The sequence below is a fragment of the Pseudomonas sp. ADAK18 genome (assembly GCF_012935695.1).
In the GTDB taxonomy this organism is placed as follows: domain Bacteria; phylum Pseudomonadota; class Gammaproteobacteria; order Pseudomonadales; family Pseudomonadaceae; genus Aquipseudomonas.
Genome location: NZ_CP052859.1, coordinates 1,247,917 through 1,264,126 on the forward strand (window position 1 = coordinate 1,247,917; position 16,210 = coordinate 1,264,126).

At 59.1% G+C, this 16,210-nt stretch carries 18 protein-coding genes; 9 read left to right on the forward strand and 9 right to left on the reverse strand.

All coding sequences use genetic code 11. The features are described 5' to 3' along the window. The first annotated feature begins 90 nt into the window (after positions 1 to 90). A complete protein-coding gene (cysB, locus tag HKK55_RS05795; protein WP_169353754.1) occupies positions 91 to 1,065 on the forward strand; it encodes an HTH-type transcriptional regulator CysB in 975 nt (324 codons plus the stop codon). Between the two features lie 5 nt (positions 1,066 to 1,070). On the opposite strand, the gene HKK55_RS05800 is transcribed toward cysB, so the two are convergent. Together HKK55_RS05800 and HKK55_RS05805 are read right to left on the reverse strand one after the other, a co-directional pair. Then, a complete protein-coding gene (locus tag HKK55_RS05800) occupies positions 1,071 to 1,553 on the reverse strand; it encodes a GreA/GreB family elongation factor (protein WP_169353755.1) in 483 nt (160 codons plus the stop codon). A 15-nt stretch (positions 1,554 to 1,568) separates the two neighbouring features. After that, entirely contained in the window at positions 1,569 to 1,937 is a 369-nt protein-coding gene (locus HKK55_RS05805; RefSeq protein ID WP_169353756.1) for a hypothetical protein, read from the reverse strand. Positions 1,938 to 2,073: 136 nt separating this feature from the next. Here HKK55_RS05805 and earP point away from each other — a divergent pair, with 136 nt between their 5' ends. Together earP and HKK55_RS05815 are read left to right on the forward strand one after the other, a co-directional pair. After that, positions 2,074 to 3,207 carry an elongation factor P maturation arginine rhamnosyltransferase EarP gene (gene earP / locus HKK55_RS05810; protein WP_169353757.1) on the forward strand — a complete coding sequence of 378 codons (1,134 nt, stop codon included), beginning with the start codon at positions 2,074 to 2,076 and terminating at the stop codon, positions 3,205 to 3,207. Positions 3,208 to 3,256: 49 nt separating this feature from the next. Beyond that, on the forward strand, positions 3,257 to 3,829 hold the full coding sequence (locus tag HKK55_RS05815) for an elongation factor P (protein WP_169353758.1): 573 nt from the start codon (positions 3,257 to 3,259) through the stop codon (positions 3,827 to 3,829). Positions 3,830 to 3,915: 86 nt separating this feature from the next. Here HKK55_RS05815 and HKK55_RS05820 read toward each other — a convergent pair whose 3' ends face one another. The 3 genes from HKK55_RS05820 to HKK55_RS05830 form a co-directional block, all read right to left on the reverse strand. Beyond that, positions 3,916 to 4,335: an organic hydroperoxide resistance protein gene (locus HKK55_RS05820; RefSeq protein ID WP_169353759.1), complete on the reverse strand. Its 420-nt coding sequence runs from the start codon at positions 4,333 to 4,335 to the stop codon at positions 3,916 to 3,918. 150 nt (positions 4,336 to 4,485) lie between these two features. Further along, positions 4,486 to 4,938: a MarR family winged helix-turn-helix transcriptional regulator gene (locus HKK55_RS05825; RefSeq protein ID WP_169353760.1), complete on the reverse strand. Its 453-nt coding sequence runs from the start codon at positions 4,936 to 4,938 to the stop codon at positions 4,486 to 4,488. Between the two features lie 77 nt (positions 4,939 to 5,015). Next, on the reverse strand, positions 5,016 to 5,966 hold the full coding sequence (locus tag HKK55_RS05830; RefSeq protein WP_169353761.1) for a LysR family transcriptional regulator: 951 nt from the start codon (positions 5,964 to 5,966) through the stop codon (positions 5,016 to 5,018). A gap of 109 nt (positions 5,967 to 6,075) precedes the next feature. Here HKK55_RS05830 and HKK55_RS05835 point away from each other — a divergent pair, with 109 nt between their 5' ends. After that, entirely contained in the window at positions 6,076 to 6,825 is a 750-nt protein-coding gene (locus tag HKK55_RS05835) for a sulfite exporter TauE/SafE family protein (protein ID WP_169353762.1), read from the forward strand. On the opposite strand, the gene HKK55_RS05840 is transcribed toward HKK55_RS05835, so the two are convergent. Next, positions 6,815 to 7,696: a LysR family transcriptional regulator gene (locus HKK55_RS05840; protein ID WP_178128831.1), complete on the reverse strand. Its 882-nt coding sequence runs from the start codon at positions 7,694 to 7,696 to the stop codon at positions 6,815 to 6,817. The genes HKK55_RS05835 and HKK55_RS05840 overlap by 11 nt on opposite strands. A 70-nt stretch (positions 7,697 to 7,766) precedes the next feature. Here HKK55_RS05840 and HKK55_RS05845 point away from each other — a divergent pair, with 70 nt between their 5' ends. After that, positions 7,767 to 7,973 carry a DUF1127 domain-containing protein gene (locus HKK55_RS05845; RefSeq protein WP_336604615.1) on the forward strand — a complete coding sequence of 69 codons (207 nt, stop codon included), beginning with the start codon at positions 7,767 to 7,769 and terminating at the stop codon, positions 7,971 to 7,973. A 64-nt stretch (positions 7,974 to 8,037) separates the two neighbouring features. Beyond that, on the forward strand, positions 8,038 to 9,261 hold the full coding sequence (locus tag HKK55_RS05850) for a winged helix-turn-helix domain-containing protein (protein ID WP_169353765.1): 1,224 nt from the start codon (positions 8,038 to 8,040) through the stop codon (positions 9,259 to 9,261). Positions 9,262 to 9,426: 165 nt separating this feature from the next. Here HKK55_RS05850 and HKK55_RS05855 read toward each other — a convergent pair whose 3' ends face one another. Beyond that, positions 9,427 to 10,773 (reverse strand): class II 3-deoxy-7-phosphoheptulonate synthase, encoded by a 1,347-nt coding sequence (locus HKK55_RS05855; protein ID WP_169353766.1) that lies wholly within the window; start codon positions 10,771 to 10,773, stop codon positions 9,427 to 9,429. Between the two features lie 142 nt (positions 10,774 to 10,915). Here HKK55_RS05855 and HKK55_RS05860 point away from each other — a divergent pair, with 142 nt between their 5' ends. Next, on the forward strand, positions 10,916 to 11,671 hold the full coding sequence (locus tag HKK55_RS05860) for a spermidine synthase (RefSeq protein WP_169353767.1): 756 nt from the start codon (positions 10,916 to 10,918) through the stop codon (positions 11,669 to 11,671). 9 nt (positions 11,672 to 11,680) lie between these two features. Here HKK55_RS05860 and HKK55_RS05865 read toward each other — a convergent pair whose 3' ends face one another. After that, complete coding sequence (locus HKK55_RS05865) at positions 11,681 to 12,472, reverse strand: crotonase/enoyl-CoA hydratase family protein (protein WP_169353768.1); 792 nt, start codon at positions 12,470 to 12,472, stop codon at positions 11,681 to 11,683. 423 nt (positions 12,473 to 12,895) lie between these two features. Between HKK55_RS05865 and HKK55_RS05870 the strand changes: the two genes are divergently transcribed. After that, on the forward strand, positions 12,896 to 14,569 hold the full coding sequence (locus tag HKK55_RS05870) for a DEAD/DEAH box helicase (protein WP_169353769.1): 1,674 nt from the start codon (positions 12,896 to 12,898) through the stop codon (positions 14,567 to 14,569). A 69-nt stretch (positions 14,570 to 14,638) separates the two neighbouring features. Here the strand turns inward: HKK55_RS05870 and HKK55_RS05875 are convergent, their stop codons facing one another. After that, a complete protein-coding gene (locus HKK55_RS05875) occupies positions 14,639 to 15,406 on the reverse strand; it encodes a class III extradiol ring-cleavage dioxygenase (protein ID WP_169353770.1) in 768 nt (255 codons plus the stop codon). A 104-nt stretch (positions 15,407 to 15,510) separates the two neighbouring features. Here HKK55_RS05875 and HKK55_RS05880 point away from each other — a divergent pair, with 104 nt between their 5' ends. Continuing rightward, positions 15,511 to 16,167, forward strand: coding sequence for a thiopurine S-methyltransferase (locus HKK55_RS05880; protein ID WP_169353771.1), 657 nt, complete (start codon positions 15,511 to 15,513; stop codon positions 16,165 to 16,167). Positions 16,168 to 16,210: the final 43 nt, after the last annotated feature.

Here is a 16,210-nt window from a genome sequence, read left to right on the forward strand (position 1 = left end):
TAAAAAGTTCTAGATTTATCTGTTAAACCTTTAATATAGTTATATACCGTCGCTGATACCCGTGGCGTCTATCTGCTTTGAGGGACACATATGAAGCTTCAACAACTGCGCTACATCTGGGAAGTGGCGCACCACGACCTCAACGTTTCCGCTACCGCTCAAAGCCTTTACACCTCGCAACCGGGTATCAGCAAGCAGATCCGCCTGCTCGAAGATGAGTTGGGCGTCGAAGTCTTCGCCCGCAGCGGCAAGCACCTGACCCGCGTCACTCCAGCCGGCGAGCGCATCATCACCACCGCTGGCGAGATCCTGCGCAAAGTCGAAAGCATCAAGCAGATCGCCCAGGAATTTTCCAACGAGAAGAAGGGCACCCTGTCGATCGCCACCACCCACACCCAGGCTCGTTATGCGCTACCGCCGGTGATCAGCAGCTTCATCAAGCAGTACCCGGACGTTGCCCTGCACATGCATCAGGGTTCACCGATGCAGATCGCCGAGATGGCCGCTGACGGCACCGTCGATTTTGCTATCGCTACCGAGGCCCTGGAGTTGTTTGGCGACCTGGTGATGATGCCGTGCTACCGCTGGAACCGCTGCGTTGTGGTCCCGCAGGGTCACCCGCTGGCCAAGCTGTCGAAGCTGACCTTGGAAGCCCTGGCTGAATACCCGATCGTTACCTACGTGTTCGGTTTTACCGGCCGTTCGAAACTCGACGAAGCGTTCAGCCATCGTGGTCTGACACCGAAAGTAGTCTTCACCGCCGCCGACGCTGATGTGATCAAAACCTACGTGCGTCTTGGGCTGGGCGTCGGGATCGTCGCCAAGATGGCGGTTGACACTACCCTCGATAAAGACTTGGTAGTGCTCGACGCCAGCGAACTGTTCGAGTCCAGCGTGACCAAGATCGGTTTCCGTCGCGGTACCTTCCTGCGTGGATTCATGTGCGACTTCATCGAGAAGTTCGCCCCGCACCTGACCCGCGAAGTCATGGCCAAGGCCATCCAGTGCCACAACAAGCAGGAACTGGAAGAGCTGTTCGATGGCGTTGAACTACCGGTTCACTGATCGGCTCACTTGACCTCGGTAACAGTAAACTGTTGCCGAGTGCCAGCCACCAGAATCTCCACCTCATCGCCCTCGAACTTGCCCAGCAGGCTTTTGCCTAGGGGCGAGCGGGGGGTGATGACGGTCACCGGTTGCCCGACCACTTCGACCTTCAATCCGGCAGCGTCCGGCGCTAAAAACAGCCATTGCTGGCGACCGTTGTCATCCTCCAGCCCCAGCAGTGCACCCACCTCAATACCCCGTTGCTCATCGTAAGCACGCAGGTTCATGTTCTGGCAGAGTGTCAGCGCCAGCTTGATTTCCTCGACCCGACGGGCTTGACCGGCCGCCAGATAAGACGCTTCGAGCCCTAGGGTGTCGTATTTGTTCTCTGCGATGTTTTCTTCGTGGGTCGCGGTTTCGTAGGCGGTTTGTGCGGCGCGCTGGGCGATATCAAGATCGACCGCGAGCTTTTCCAGGATCAACGTGTGGACGGCGTGTTTATTCATGGGTCTGCTTGATCATCAGTCGCAAAATTGCAGGACATTGGCCCGGCTTCTGTCGCTGGGGGCGTTCTGGTCTTGTTGCAGCCAGAACTGGCATTTGGGGTTGGACAGATTGCGCGGGTTGTTGCGCGCCTGGTCCAGCGTTTGTTGTTGCTCCTGTTTGCGCAGGTTCTCCTGGTACTGCTCGAACAGGCGGTTCGGCGGTTCCGGTGCCGCCACCGCAGGTTTACCCCACTGCTGCACGGCCTGAGCTACGGGGGCTACGGCGTGCTCTGGCGCATAGCGGGACGCCAGCCACACGGTCAGCACAATGGCGATAAACCCCAGCCACAGCCCAAAGGCCACAGCGATACTGAGTTTGAACAGCGAGAGCGGACGATCAGACATGACGGCCTCCTTGCGGGCATTTGCGTTGTAGCATGGCGCCGATTGTCCCACAGCAGCACGCAGAATAATCGCGATCAACCCTTCTGCATCGGTGCATTTATGCGGACAATCTAACCTTTGAGCGTTGGAGCCCGGAATGAAAGCCCGCTGGGATATTTTTTGCAGCGTCGTCGACAACTACGGCGACATCGGCGTGACCTGGCGCCTGGCCCGGCAGTTGGTAGCGGAGCACCGCTGTGGGGTGCGCCTGTGGGTGGATGACCTGCGGGCATTCGAACGCATGTGCCCCGAGGTGGATGTGCAGTTGGACCGGCAGGTGCAAGAGGGCGTCGATGTACGTCGCTGGCCTGCGGACTGGCCGGCGACCGAGGCGGCAGACGTGGTGATCGCAGCATTCGCCTGCCAATTGCCACCTGGCTACATGGAAGAAATGGCCGGGCGGGAACGCACACCTTTGTGGATGAACCTGGACTATCTGAGCGCCGAGGACTGGGTGGTCGGCTGCCACGGCCTGCCGTCGGTGAAATTCAAGGGCGTGCAAAAGTACTTCTTCTTTCCCGGCTTTCGCGCGGGTACGGGTGGCTTGTTGCGTGAAGCTGGATTACTGGAACAGCGCCTGGCTTTTCAGCAGAACGCCGCCGGGAAGAAACAGTTCCTGCAAGGGCTCGGGGTTTTTCCGGCTGCGGGCGCGCGGCTGATGTCGCTGTTTGCCTATGAAAACGCCGGGTTGGCCAGTTGGCTCGATGCACTGGCGGCCGATGGGCGCACAACTCATCTGCTGGTTCCGGAAGGGCGGATCCTGGGTGACGTGCAGCGCTGGCTGGGTGTTGAGTCGTTGAGTGTGGGCGATGTGCAGAAGCGAGATGCCTTGACCGTGCAAGTACTGCCGTTTGTACGTCAGGAGCAATACGACCGCCTGCTGTGGTGCTGCGACTTCAACGCCGTGCGTGGCGAAGACTCGTTTGTGCGGGCGCAATGGGCCGGTCGTCCATTCTTGTGGCACATCTACCGTCAGGATGAAGACATTCACCTGGACAAGCTCGACGCCTTCCTCGAGCTGTACACCGAAGGCCTGTCACCGGCCGCAAAAACCGCGCTGGTCAGCCTTTGGCAGGCCTGGAACACTGATGGCGATATGGCACATGGCTGGAAAATGGTACTGGAGCATTGGCCAGAATTGACCGTTCATGCTGAAAACTGGTGTCTGGAACAAGGCTCGCAGCCCGATCTTGCGACGGCGCTGGTACAGTTTTATGTAAATTGGATATGATACGCGACCTTGATTTTTGTAAATCCCATCCAAATTTCGGATATACGCAATGAAAACTGGTAAAGAACTGAAACCCGGTACAGTGATCCGTCTCGAAAACGACCCTTGGCTGGTTCAGAAAGCTGAGTTCACCAAGTCTGGTCGTAACAGCGCCATCATGAAGACCAAGCTGAAGAACCTGCTGACCGGTTACAAGACCGAGATCGTCTACAGCGCCGATGACAAACTGGACGACGTGATCCTCGACCGCAAAGAAGCGACCCTGTCCTTCATCAGCGGCGACACCTACACGTTCATGGACACCACCGACTACACCATGTACGAGCTGAACGCTGAAGATATCGAAGCCGTTCTGCCGTTTGTGGAAGAAGGCATGACTGACGTCTGCGAAGCGATCTTCTTCGAAGACCGCCTGGTTTCCGTAGAGCTGCCGACCACCATCGTACGTACAATTGACTACACCGAAGGTTCCGCTCGCGGTGACACTTCGGGCAAGGTGATGAAGCCTGCCAAACTGAAAAACGGTACTGAACTGCAAGTTGCAGATTTCATCGAAATCGGTGACGACATCGAGATCGACACCCGTGAAGGTGGTTCGTACAAAGGTCGCGCCAAGAAGTAATTCTGGCGACACCGATACGAAAAAAAGCCCGACCATGAGTCGGGCTTTTTTGTGCGCGTCAGTTTTTACTTCGGGTGTGAGGGGTATCACACGATGACGTGCAGGCGTACATCGACGTTGCCACGGGTGGCGTTGGAGTAGGGGCAAACCTGGTGGGCAGCATCGACCAGGCTTTGTGCCTCATCCTGGGCCAGGCCTGGCAGGCTCACGTGCAAGTCGATGTCCAGGCCGAAACCGCCGGGGACCTGACCGATACCGACGTGGGCGGTGATCGAAGCGTCACCCGGGATTTTGCGTTTGGTCTGGCTGGCGACGAATTTCAGGGCGCCGATGAAGCAGGCGGAGTAACCGGCAGCGAACAGTTGCTCTGGGTTGGTGGCCTGGCCACCGGCACCACCCAGTTCTTTTGGGGTGGAGAGTTTGACATCAAGGATGTTGTCGCTGGAAACGGCACGACCATCACGGCCGCCGGTGGCGGTGGCTACTGCGGTATAGAGCGTTTGCATGATGTATTCCTCGTTGATTGCGCGATAAAAGTTTGCGCGCTAAGTAAGTGGCAATGTGAATGTATCGCGCAAATATTTTGCGCACAAGATAAATTGAAAAAAATTTGCATTCTGTAGGCACGAGCTTGCTCGCACCTACAGGGGCCGGGGTTACATGCTGGCCTGCAAATTGCCCCGTAACGCCAGCAAATCAATCTGCAGCTTGCGCAACTGCTCAATGTCCATCCCGCTGGCGCCGAGGATGCACTGAGGAATATCCATGGCCTTGTCCCGAAGGGCGCGCCCGGTGTCGGTCAGTTCAACCACTACCACCCGTTCATCTTCCCGGCTGCGGGTACGGCTCAACAGACCTTCCACTTCAAGTCGTTTGAGCAGCGGTGTCAGGGATCCCGGATCGGTCAGCAGGCGGCTGCTGATCTCGCCCACGGTCAAGCCGTCCTCTTCCCACAGCACCATCATCGCCAGGTACTGCGGATAGGTCAGGCCAAGGGCTTGCAGCAAGGGCTTGTACACTTTGGTCATCAATAACGACGTGGAGTGCAGGGCGAAGCACAGTTGATTGTTGAGCAGTAAGGATTCACAGGTGTCGGGGAGGGTAGTCATGGCAATGCCTTAAAACGTGTATGACCAAGAATCTAGCGGGCAAACCTTTAACGCGCCAGATAATTCTGTCCGGGTGCTCAGGCCAAGCCGCTCTGCAAGGCCAGATCCCACGGCGGGACAGGGCTGAAGCGTGCCTTGAGGTATTCCAGCAGTAACCGGCTGCGGGCGTTGGCGTGCTGTTCCAGGCGCAGCGCATAAATCCCGGCAGTTTCCGGGGTAGGCAGGCCGTTTTCGCAGAACAATGGCACCAATTCCCCACGCACCAGGTACTCACTGGCCAGCCAAGTTGGCAAGTGCGCAATACCCAGCCCTGCCAGGGCACCCGAAAGCAAAGCTTCGGCATTGTTGGCGCTCAGGCGGATACGTTGTGGTCGATAGGTGGTCTTGCGGCCGTCCAGCTCGAAGCGCCAGGCAAATAGCGGAGCCAGGCCCTCCCAATCCAGCCCGTCATGTTCGCTCAACTCTCGGGGATGAGTCGGCGTGCCGCGCTTTTTCAGATAGGCCGGGCTGGCGCAGGCGATGCGTACGATGCTGGCCAAGGGCGTGGCGATCAACCGGGTATCGACGATGTGCCCGGCACGCAAGACCAGGTCGACCTTGCCCAAATGCGCGCCCTGCATATCGACGAAGCTGTCGATCAGGTGCAGGTGCACATCCAGGCCGGGGTAGACGTTGAGGAAGTCGGCGATCACCGGCGCCAGGTGTCGTCGACCAAAAGCCGCCGGGGCGTCTACACGGATCAAGCCTTCCGGCGCATGACTCAACGACACTGCTTCTGCGCGCGCCAATTGCAACTCGCTGACGATCCGCCGCGCCCGCTCGGCAAAGGCCAACCCAGCCGGCGTTGGTACCACGGCGTGGGTGCTGCGCAAAAACAGGCGGCTGCCCACCGAAGTCTCCAGGCTGTCGATCCGGCGGGCGACGGCGGAAGGCGTCAGTGGATGACGTCGAGCCGTTGCGGAAAAGCTTCCCGTCTCAAGCACGTCAAGAAACAGGCTTAACTGATCGGTCAGGGTATTGGGATTCATGGCAGCGCTGCTTGTGCGAAATCGGCATAGCCATTGTGCGTTGCTATGCGTTTCCACGCCAGAGTGGACTGAGTAGCATGCAAGACACTGGATTGCGAAGGAGCAAGTGGTGGCGGATTTAGCAATGTATTGGCTGCTGGGCGCGCTATTAGGCACGGTCGGTGGCTTGTTTGGTATTGGGGGCGGACTGATCGCCATCCCGGTGCTGGGAGTACTGTTTGGCCTGGATCAACAAATCGCCCAAGGCACGGCGCTGGTGATGGTCGTACCCAATGTGATGCTCGCGTTGTGGCGCTACCATCAGCGCAACCGGATTGAACTGCGTCATGCGCTACCGCTGGGTGTGATGGGGTTCTGCTTTGCCTGGCTGGGGTCGATCTGGGCGGTGGGCATTGATGCGGGCGTAATGCGAGTCGGCTTTATTGCCTTCTTGCTGGCGTTGTCGGCCTACAACCTGCTGCGCATGTTCACCGGCAATGCGCCGCCGTCGGCGCAGATGCGTTATTCGTGGCCGTGGCTCGGCGTGTTGGGCGCTGCTTCCGGATCCATGGGCGGCTTGTTCGGCGTGGGTGGCGCGGTGGTTGCGACGCCGGTATTGACCAGCATCTTCGGTACCAGCCAGGTGGTTGCCCAGGGTTTGTCGCTGGCATTGGCCCTGCCCAGTACCAGTGTGACCCTGGTGACCTACGCCTACCACCATGAGGTGGACTGGGCGATCGGTATACCGTTGGCAGTTGGCGGCCTGCTCAGCATCAGTTGGGGCGTAAAGGTTGCCCATGCCATGCCCGAACGCATGCTACGCGGCCTGTTTTGCGGCTTTCTGGTGATCTGCGCGGTGATGCTGACCTTTAAAGTTTGAAGCCTTCGATGATGTACTCGGCCAGGCATTCGGTGATCGGGGAGGTCGTGCGCGCATTACGCAACAGCCGCAGATTGACTGATGGCAAAGGCGGGAATCCCTCGCTTGCGCCCAATATCCGCAGGTCTTCGGTCACCAGGCTTTCCATGGTGACCGTGACCGCCAGGCCGGCACCCACCACCGCCTGGATCGCGGCGCCGTTTGAGCTGTGATAGGCCAAGCGATATTCGCGCCCAGCTGCATCCAGCGCCGCGCGCGTCCATTGGGTGCAAAAGCCATCCATGCCGGAAACGGCTAGGGGAAGCGTGGTGTGTTCATCCACGCAGAAGCAGGGCGCGGCGACCCAGACCATGCGTTCATGGCGAAGCAATTCGCCGATTTCATTACCCGGTTCGCGGCTGACGACGGTCAGGTCCAGGTCTCGGCGTTGCATCAGTACCGTTGACGACTCGCAATGCATTTCAATCTGGATCAGTGGGTAAGCCTTGGAAAAGCGCTTGAGGATGCCCGGCAAAAACCGCATCACGTAGTCATCGGGTGTACCGATGCGCACCAGCCCGACCATGTGCGGCTCGCGCAGGGTGTTGAACACCTCGCTGTGCAATTTCAGGATCCTGCGGGCATAGCCCAGTAGCACCTGCCCCTCTGGCGTCAACCTGACCTGGCGACCATCGCGCTCGAACAGCTTGCGCTGCAGCACATCTTCCTCCAGGCGTTTCATTTGCATGCTCACCGCGGACTGGGTGCGGTTGACCTGCTCGCCCGCGCGAGTAAATCCGCCCTGATCAGCGATGGCGACGAAGGTGCGCAGCACTTCGGTGTCGATACTCGGGTAGCTGGACAATCGATCAATCTCCGAGATGTATTGCATAAGAAACATTCGTTGGATTGATCATAGACCCAAGCACAGACTTCAGTCATCCCCACTGGAGGGCGAGATGATGAAAGGTCAAAAAGGTTATGTGTTGATGGTGAAGCAGCCATTTCGTGGTCTGTTTCAGAGGATGGCGCGTTGGCAGACGCTGCGCCGCGAGCGCGTGGAATTGGCCGGCATGAGCGACGATGCGCTAAAGGATATCGGCCTGAGCCGCGCCGATGTCGAGTTGGAAAGCCACCGTCACTTCTGGGAAGACCCGCTGCGAAAATGACGTGGGTGTGCCTACACAACGCGGGATGCAGTAGGGTAGTTTGTGAGCATACAAGGAGATGCACATGCCCGCAGAACTGTCCTTTTCCCTCAAGCAAGCCCGGCGACTGGCGCTGGCGGCCCAAGGCTTTTCCGGGCGCCAGCCGCCTGCGCTGATCAAGGCTGCGCAAGTCAATCGCCTGATCGAGCGCCTGGGCGTGCTGCAGATTGACTCGGTCAATGCCGTGGTGCGTTCCCATTACCTGCCGCTGTTCTCTCGTCTGGGCAACTATTCCCCTTCCATTCTTGAGCAAGCTGCCTGGAGTCAGGGGCGACGGCGCTCGCTGTTTGAGTATTGGGGGCATGAGGCCTCACTGCTGCCGATGGCACTTTATCCATTGATGCGTTGGCGCATGGCGAGGGCTGAGCAGGGCGAAGGGATTTATCAGCAAATGGCGCGCTTTGGGCGTGAGCAACAAGCCACCATTCGCCGGGTTCTGGCCATCGTCGAGCAGCAGGGTGCTTTGGCTGCCGGCAGTTTGTCGACGCGTGAAGAGCGCGCGGGCCCGTGGTGGGACTGGAGCGATGAAAAGCACGCCTTGGAGTGGTTGTTCGCGGCGGGTTTGGTGACTGTCGCCGGGCGTCGTGGATTTGAGCGGCTTTATGATCTGCCCGAGCGTGTGATTCCTGCCCAGATTCTCCAGCAGGCGCCCTTGAGCGAGGCTGAGGCGCAACGCGGTTTGTTGTTGCAGGCGGCGAGTGCGTTGGGTGTGGGCACTGAAAAAGACCTGCGCGATTACTTTCGCCTGGAGCCTGCTGACAGCCGCGCGCGGTTGGCAGAGTTGGTGGAGGAGGGGTTATTGGTTCCGTGTCAGGTCCAGGGTTGGAAGCAATTGGCCTATTGCGCGCCTGAGCCGAAAGTCCCGCGCAAAGTGCCCGCCAGCGCATTGTTGTCACCCTTTGATTCGCTGATCTGGGAGCGCAGCCGCACCGAGCGCCTGTTCGATTTCCGTTATCGGCTGGAGATCTACACCCCACAGCACAAGCGGGTGTATGGCTATTACGTACTGCCGTTTCTGCACAATGAACGAATTGCCGCACGGGTCGACCTGCGGGCCGAGCGCGCCGCCGGGCGGTTGGCGGTGCATGCGGTGCACGAAGAGGAGCCGGGGTTGGATGAGGAAGGGATGCTGGCGTTGGCCTTGAATCTGCGGCAGATGGCCGACTGGCTGGGGCTTGAGCGGATACAGCTCAATTGCCAGCGGGTCAGTGCGGCGCGGTTGCGAGTGGCGATGGGGATTGGCGTTTAGCGCTTTCTGTGGCGAGGGGGCTTGCCCCCGTTGGGCTGCGTAGCAGCCCCAATAAGGCCGCTACATTTCTTCAGATAAAACCCAGTGTCTGTTTTTAGGGCTGCTACGCAACCCAACGGGGGCAAGCCCCCTCGCCACAGGGTATCCATCAGGCAATAAATAGCTTCAACGTTTCACTTGTTTTAACGTCTCCGCAATCAAAAACGCCAATTCCAGCGACTGATCGGCGTTCATCCGTGGGTCGCAATGGGTGTGGTAGCGGTCTGACAAACCATCTTCGGTAATCGGCCGCGCGCCACCGATGCACTCAGTCACATTCTGCCCGGTCATCTCGATGTGAATCCCACCGGCGTAGGTGCCTTCTGCTTGATGCACCTGGAAGAACTCCTTCACCTCGCTGAGGATCTGCGCGAAGTCGCGGGTCTTGTAGCCGCTGCTGGCCTTGATGGTGTTGCCGTGCATCGGGTCGGAACTCCACAGCACCTGCTTGCCTTCGCGCTGTACGGCGCGGATCAGGTTGGGCAGGTGATCGCCGACCTTGTTGGCGCCCATGCGCGCGATCAGGTTGAGACGGCCCGGATCGTTGTCCGGGTTGAGAATGTCGATCAGGCGAATCAGGTCCTCCGGCTTCATACTCGGGCCGACCTTGACCCCGATCGGGTTGTTCACCCCGCGCAGGAACTCGACGTGGGCACCCTCTAACTGACGGGTGCGATCGCCAATCCACAGCATGTGGGCCGAACAGTCGTAGTAGTCGTTGGTCAGGCTGTCACGGCGCACGAACGCTTGCTCAAAGTTGAGCAGCAAGGCTTCGTGGGCGGTGAAGAAGCTGGTCTCGCGCAGCTGCGGCGAACTGTCCATACCGCAGGCACGCATGAAAGCCAGGGTTTCATCGATGCGGTCGGCCAGTTGGCTATATTTTTCGGCCAGGGCGGAGTTGGCGATAAAGTCCAGGTTCCACTTGTGCACTTGGTGCAGGTCGGCAAAACCGCCCTGGGCAAAGGCCCGCAGCAGGTTCAGGGTGGCGGTGGACTGGTGGTAGGACTGCAACAGACGCTCAGGATCCGGCCCCCGGCTTTTTTCGTCGAAGCCAATACCGTTAACGATGTCGCCCCGGTAAGCCGGCAGGGTCACGCCGTCGATGATCTCATCATTGGCCGAACGCGGCTTGGCGAACTGCCCCGCCATGCGCCCGACTTTGACCACCGGGCAACCGGCGGCGAAGGTCATGACGACGGCCATCTGCAGCAGCACCTTGAAGGTGTCGCGGATTTTCGCCGCCGAAAACTCGGCAAAGCTCTCTGCGCAATCGCCGCCTTGCAGAAGGAAGGCGCGACCATTACTCACCTCGGCAAACTGACGGCGCAACTCGCGGGCTTCCCCGGCGAAAACCAGGGGCGGATAACTGGCCAGGGTCTGCTCGACCCGCAACAAGTGCGCAGCGTCAGGGTACTGGGGTTGCTGCTGGATCGGCAGGGCACGCCAGCTATCGGGGCTCCAGGGTTGGCTCATCATGAACTCAAGTGATTTATAGTCGGAGAGCCATGTTATCAGCAATTAGTGCGTGACCTGCTGCGGTCGGTTCGCCGACAATCGCGCCTTTCCCGCTTGGGAACAGGCGGCTGGACCTTGTTGGTGGACGTTAGGAGTAGTCATGACTGAGGAGCGCGTCGAGCGCCTGCTGGCCGAGGTCCATGATGACTTCGGCATGATCCGTGTGCTGGAAGTGGCCGATTACCGCTTTCTTGAGTTTGGCGACGCCATCGAGCAGAGCTGCGTGTTTACCGCTGATCCGAGCTGGTTGGAGTATGACTACACCCGTGCCATGCTCATTGGTGCGTTGTGCCATGAGCAGCCGGAAAGCGCGCTGTTCCTCGGGTTGGGTGCTGGTACCTTGACCCAGGCCTGCCTCAAGTTCCTGCCCCTGGAAGATGTCGAAGCCATTGAGCTGCGTCCCGATGTGCCGCGCCTGGCCATCGAGTTCCTGGGGTTGGATGATGATCCGCGTTTGTATATCCGTGTCGGCGACGCTCTGCAGTTGCTGGAAACGGCAGAGCCTGCGGACCTGATTTTTGTCGACCTTTATACCGACGTGGGTCCGGGTGTCGGTCACCTGGCCTGGACCTTCCTGGAAAACTGCCAGAAAAAGCTCAACCCTGGCGGCTGGCTGGTGATTAATCAGTGGGCGACCGATGATGGCAAACCGTTGGGCGCGGCCTTGTTACGCGGTTTGTATCACCGGCATTACTGGGAATTGCCGGTGAAGGAGGGCAATGTGATCCTGATTGTGCCGGCGGACCTGGATCAGGAACTCGATCTGGCAGCACTGTCCGCCCGGGCAGAGGACCTTGCACCACGATTGGGGTATTCGCTGCAATCGTTGATCAAGGCGATTCGGCCGGCAACTTGAGGCGCGGTGTCAAAGCCCTTTGAATACACCGGGCCGCTTTTCAATCATGGCCCGAACACCTTCCTTGGCGTCTTCACTGTTCAGCAGTTTCTCCACCAGCACTGGCAAACCGGCTGCGGCGGCTGTTTCACCTTCGATTCGGGCCTGGCGTGCCGACATCAAGGTTGCCTGCACGCCCAGCGGTGCCTGCCGGGCAATGCGGTTGGCCAGCTCCAGCGCGCGAGGTAGCAGGTCTTCACTGGCCATCACTTCTTGCACCAGGCCCAATCGCAGTGCTTCGTGAGCATCAAACTCATCACCGGTGAGCAGCCAGCGCATAGCATTGCCCCAACCGGCAATCTGATGAAAGCGCAGGGTTGCGCCGCCAAACGGAAAGATCCCGCGCTGCACTTCCATCTGCGCGAAGCGAGTATTGCTGGCGCACAGGTTGATATCCGCCGCCAGCATCAGTTCGATTCCGATGGTCAGGCAATAGCCCTGAGCCGCGACAATCACCGGTTTACTGACCCTGGGGCCTGCGAACACGCCCCAGGGATCGCAACCTCCCAGCGGCGGTTGCCAGCCCTGGGCCATCGTCTGTCCGACGCTTGCCAGGTCCAGTCCGGCGGTAAAGTGATCGCCGTGGCCAAAGACAACGGCCACCCGCGCGTCATCATTACGATCAAATTCGCCATAGGCCAGGCTCAGTTCGTTGAGCAGCTCCAGGTCAAAGGCATTGCGTTTGGCCACCCGGTCCAGCCCCAGTAACAGGACATGGCCTTGCTGTTCACGGCTGACACGGCTGCTGCTGGCTTGATTCATGGGGTGTGTCCTCGGGCGCAAAGGGGGCGTTCGGACCGAAGGGCCCGCAGCGAAAGGTGAACCGTTTAAGTGTCATGACCAACAGGGCCGGGCCTTTGAAAAATAGACGTTGCTATCAGGATGTGCAAAGCCTTTGATACAGAGCTGTTTATCGGGTCTTTCCGATAAAAAAAGCTCCCTTTTTCAGCGATTTCCGGTATAGTGCGCGCCGGCCTTTAACCGGGCCGCGTTTAGGTAGTGCAATTCCCCGAAGCCAGCTTCGGCTGCTCGTCCGCATAGCGGACTCTTCCTTGACGAATCTTTTCCATTCATTCGTTTTCGCAAATCCCCGCCGACAAAGCAGCCAGGGCGACTCTTGAGTCTCAACACGGCATGCGCAGCTTTGGAGCATGGGTCTTTGCGGATGCACTTAGAGGCAGACCCATGACCCAGGAAACCGGCGGCTTCGCCGCTTTTAATCTTAACCCGAATATTCTTGCAGCCGTCATCGCGACTGGCTACGAAGAGCCTTCGGCTATTCAGCAGCAATCGATCCCGATCATCATGGCCGGCCAAGACATGATTGGCCAGGCGCAAACCGGTACCGGTAAAACCGCCGCGTTCGCTCTGCCTATCCTGCACTGCATCGATCCTGCCAAGCGCGAGCCGCAAGCCCTGATCCTGGCGCCAACCCGTGAGTTGGCGCTGCAAGTAGCAACCGCTTTCGAAACCTACGCCAAGCAAATGCCAGGCGTTACCGTTGTGGCCGTTTACGGCGGCGCGCCTATGGGCCCACAACTGAAAGCAATCCGTAATGGCGCACAGATCGTTGTCGCCACCCCGGGCCGTCTGTGCGACCACCTGCGTCGCGACGAAAAAGTTCTGTCGACCGTGAACCACCTGGTTCTCGACGAAGCTGACGAAATGCTCAAGCTGGGCTTCATGGACGACTTGGAAGTCATCTTCAAGGCACTGCCAGCGACCCGTCAGACCGTATTGTTCTCGGCCACCCTGCCGCAGTCGATCCGTGCCATTGCTGAACGCCACCTGCGCGATCCGCAACACGTGAAGATCCAGACCAAGACTCAGACCGTTACCGCGATCGAACAGGCTCACCTGTTGGTTCACGCTGACCAGAAGACCTCGGCTGTATTGAGCCTGCTGGAAGTCGAAGACTTCGACGCCCTGATCATGTTCGTGCGCACCAAGCAAGCGACCCTGGACCTGGCCAGCGCCCTGGAAGCCAAAGGCTACAAAGCCGCTGCGCTGAACGGTGACATTGCCCAGAACCAACGTGAGCGTGTAATCGACTCCCTCAAGGATGGCCGTCTGGACATCGTTGTGGCGACCGACGTTGCTGCTCGTGGTCTGGACGTTCCACGTATCACTCACGTGTTCAACGTCGACATGCCTTACGATCCAGAGTCCTACGTTCACCGTATCGGCCGTACTGGTCGTGCCGGTCGCGAAGGTCGTGCGCTGCTGCTGGTGACTCCACGTGAGCGCCGCATGCTGCAAGTGATTGAGCGTGTTACCGGTCAGAAAGTTGCCGAAGTCCGCCTGCCGGACGCTCAGGCCGTTCTCGATGCCCGCATCAAGAAACTGACCAACAGCCTGTCGCCGCTGGTGGCTGACGCTGAATCGACCCACGGTGATCTGTTGGATCGCCTGACCGCCGATATCGGTTGCACCCCGCGTGCCCTGGCTGCAGCCCTGCTGCGCAAGGCTACCAACGGTCAAGCGCTGACCCTGGCTGCGATCGAGAAAGAACGTCCACTGGTACCGAACAACGCTCCACGCGGTGATCGTCCAGAGCGTTCCGGTGATCGTCCGGACCGTGGTGATCGTGAGCGTCGCGCTCCGGTTCCATTGGCCGAAGGTCGTGCTCGCTGCCGTACCGCGCTGGGCGCGCGTGACGGTATCGCTGCCAAGAACCTGTTGGGCGCAATCCTCAATGAGGGTGGCCTGGCACGTGAAGCGATTGGTCGTATCCAGGTCCGTGACAGCTTCTCCCTGGTGGAGCTGCCGGAAGATGGTTTGGAGAAGTTGCTGACCAAGCTGAAGGACACTCGCGTTGCCGGTAAGCAGCTCAAGCTGCGTCGCTATCGCGAAGATTGATCCGCTCTCGGGCTGATTGATCGAACATAAAAAATCCCCGACTGGTTCGGGGATTTTTTATGCCTGGAATTAACCAAATCGGTAAATGTCCATGCCCAGCGCGCCCATGGTGAATCCCTGGTGCGCCACACTGAACGTCCCACCCGCGCCCCTGGCGAAATAGAGTGGTAACAAATGCTCATCACTGGGATGGCTGCGCACCGCATGGGGTGCCTGGCGACGGTAGTCATGCAATGCGGCTTCATCCTGGGCCGCGAGTTTGTCGACGATCCAGTCTCGGAAATCCCGGGCCCAAGGCTCGATGCTTTCCGGGCCTGCGCGCCAGTCCAGCTCGCCAAGGTTGTGGGTGATGCTGCCTGAGCCGATCAGCAGTACGCCTTGTTCGCGCAGGCTGGCAAGTGCTCGCCCGACTCGGGTTTGCAGTGCTGGCCCCATGCGGCTGGGCAACGACACTTGTACCACTGGGATGTCGGCGTCCGGATACATCAGCGACAGCGGCACCCAGGTGCCATGGTCGAACGGGCGTTGGTTATCGATACGGGCATTCAAGCCGTCCACCGTCAGCAGTTCGACGATCTGTGCGGCCAGTTGCGGTTGGCCAGGGGCCGGGTATTGCACGGCAAACAGCTCCTGTGGAAAGCCACCGAAGTCGTGCCAGGTCTCTGGGGCCGGGTTGCCGGTAACCAGCAGTTCCTGGCTTTCCCAATGCGCTGACACCACCACAATGGCTTTGGGGCGCGGCATCTCGGCAGCCAATCGCTTGAGTGCCGGACCGCTGGCGCCGGGCTGCAGTGCGAGCATGGGCGAACCGTGAGAGATAAACAGGCTGGGAAGCATGAGCAGGGTCCTGAGGGGTAAGATGGCCCCATCTTCAATCAGATCATTGATCTAAATCTAATATAAGTTTTAGCGCTATTTGATCGAATTTTCAGGGGGGAATCATGGAGCCGAGGTTTTGGCATGAGCGTTGGGCGCGCAATCAGATTGGTTTTCATCTGTCCGAGGTGAATCCCTACCTGCCTCAACATTGGTCCGGCCTGGGCTTGGCGAATGGGGGCCGGGTGTTGGTGCCATTGTGCGGAAAAAGCCTGGATTTGTTGTGGCTGGCCAGCCAAGGGCACCGGGTTCTGGGTGTCGAGCTGTCGGAAAAAGCCATCGAAGAGTTCTTCAGCGAGCAGGGGCTTACGCCGCAGATCAGCAGGCAGGCCGTTTTCAAGGTCTATCAGGCTGGGTCTATCGAGCTGTGGTGCGGTGATTTCTTCGCCCTGGAGGCGGGAATGGTGGCCGATTGCACGGCGCTTTACGACCGTGCAGCGCTGATTGCCTTGCCTCCGTTGATGCGAGAGCAGTATGCCGCGCATTTGAACAGGGTCTTGGTAGCGGGTTGCCAGGGGATGTTGATCACCCTTGATTATGACCAGGCCCGCAAGGCAGGCCCGCCCTTTGCCGTGACCGATCAAGAGGTCCGGTTGCTCTTTGGAGGGCGTTGGCAAATGTCTGTAGTGGATGAACGGGATATTCTCGGCGAGAGCTGGAAGTTTGTGCAGGACGGCGTCACGAGCCTGGAAGAGCGGGTTTATCGATTGACCAAGACCTGAAATGCGCCCACAAAAAAGGGGCGATTCAATCGCCCCTTTCTGT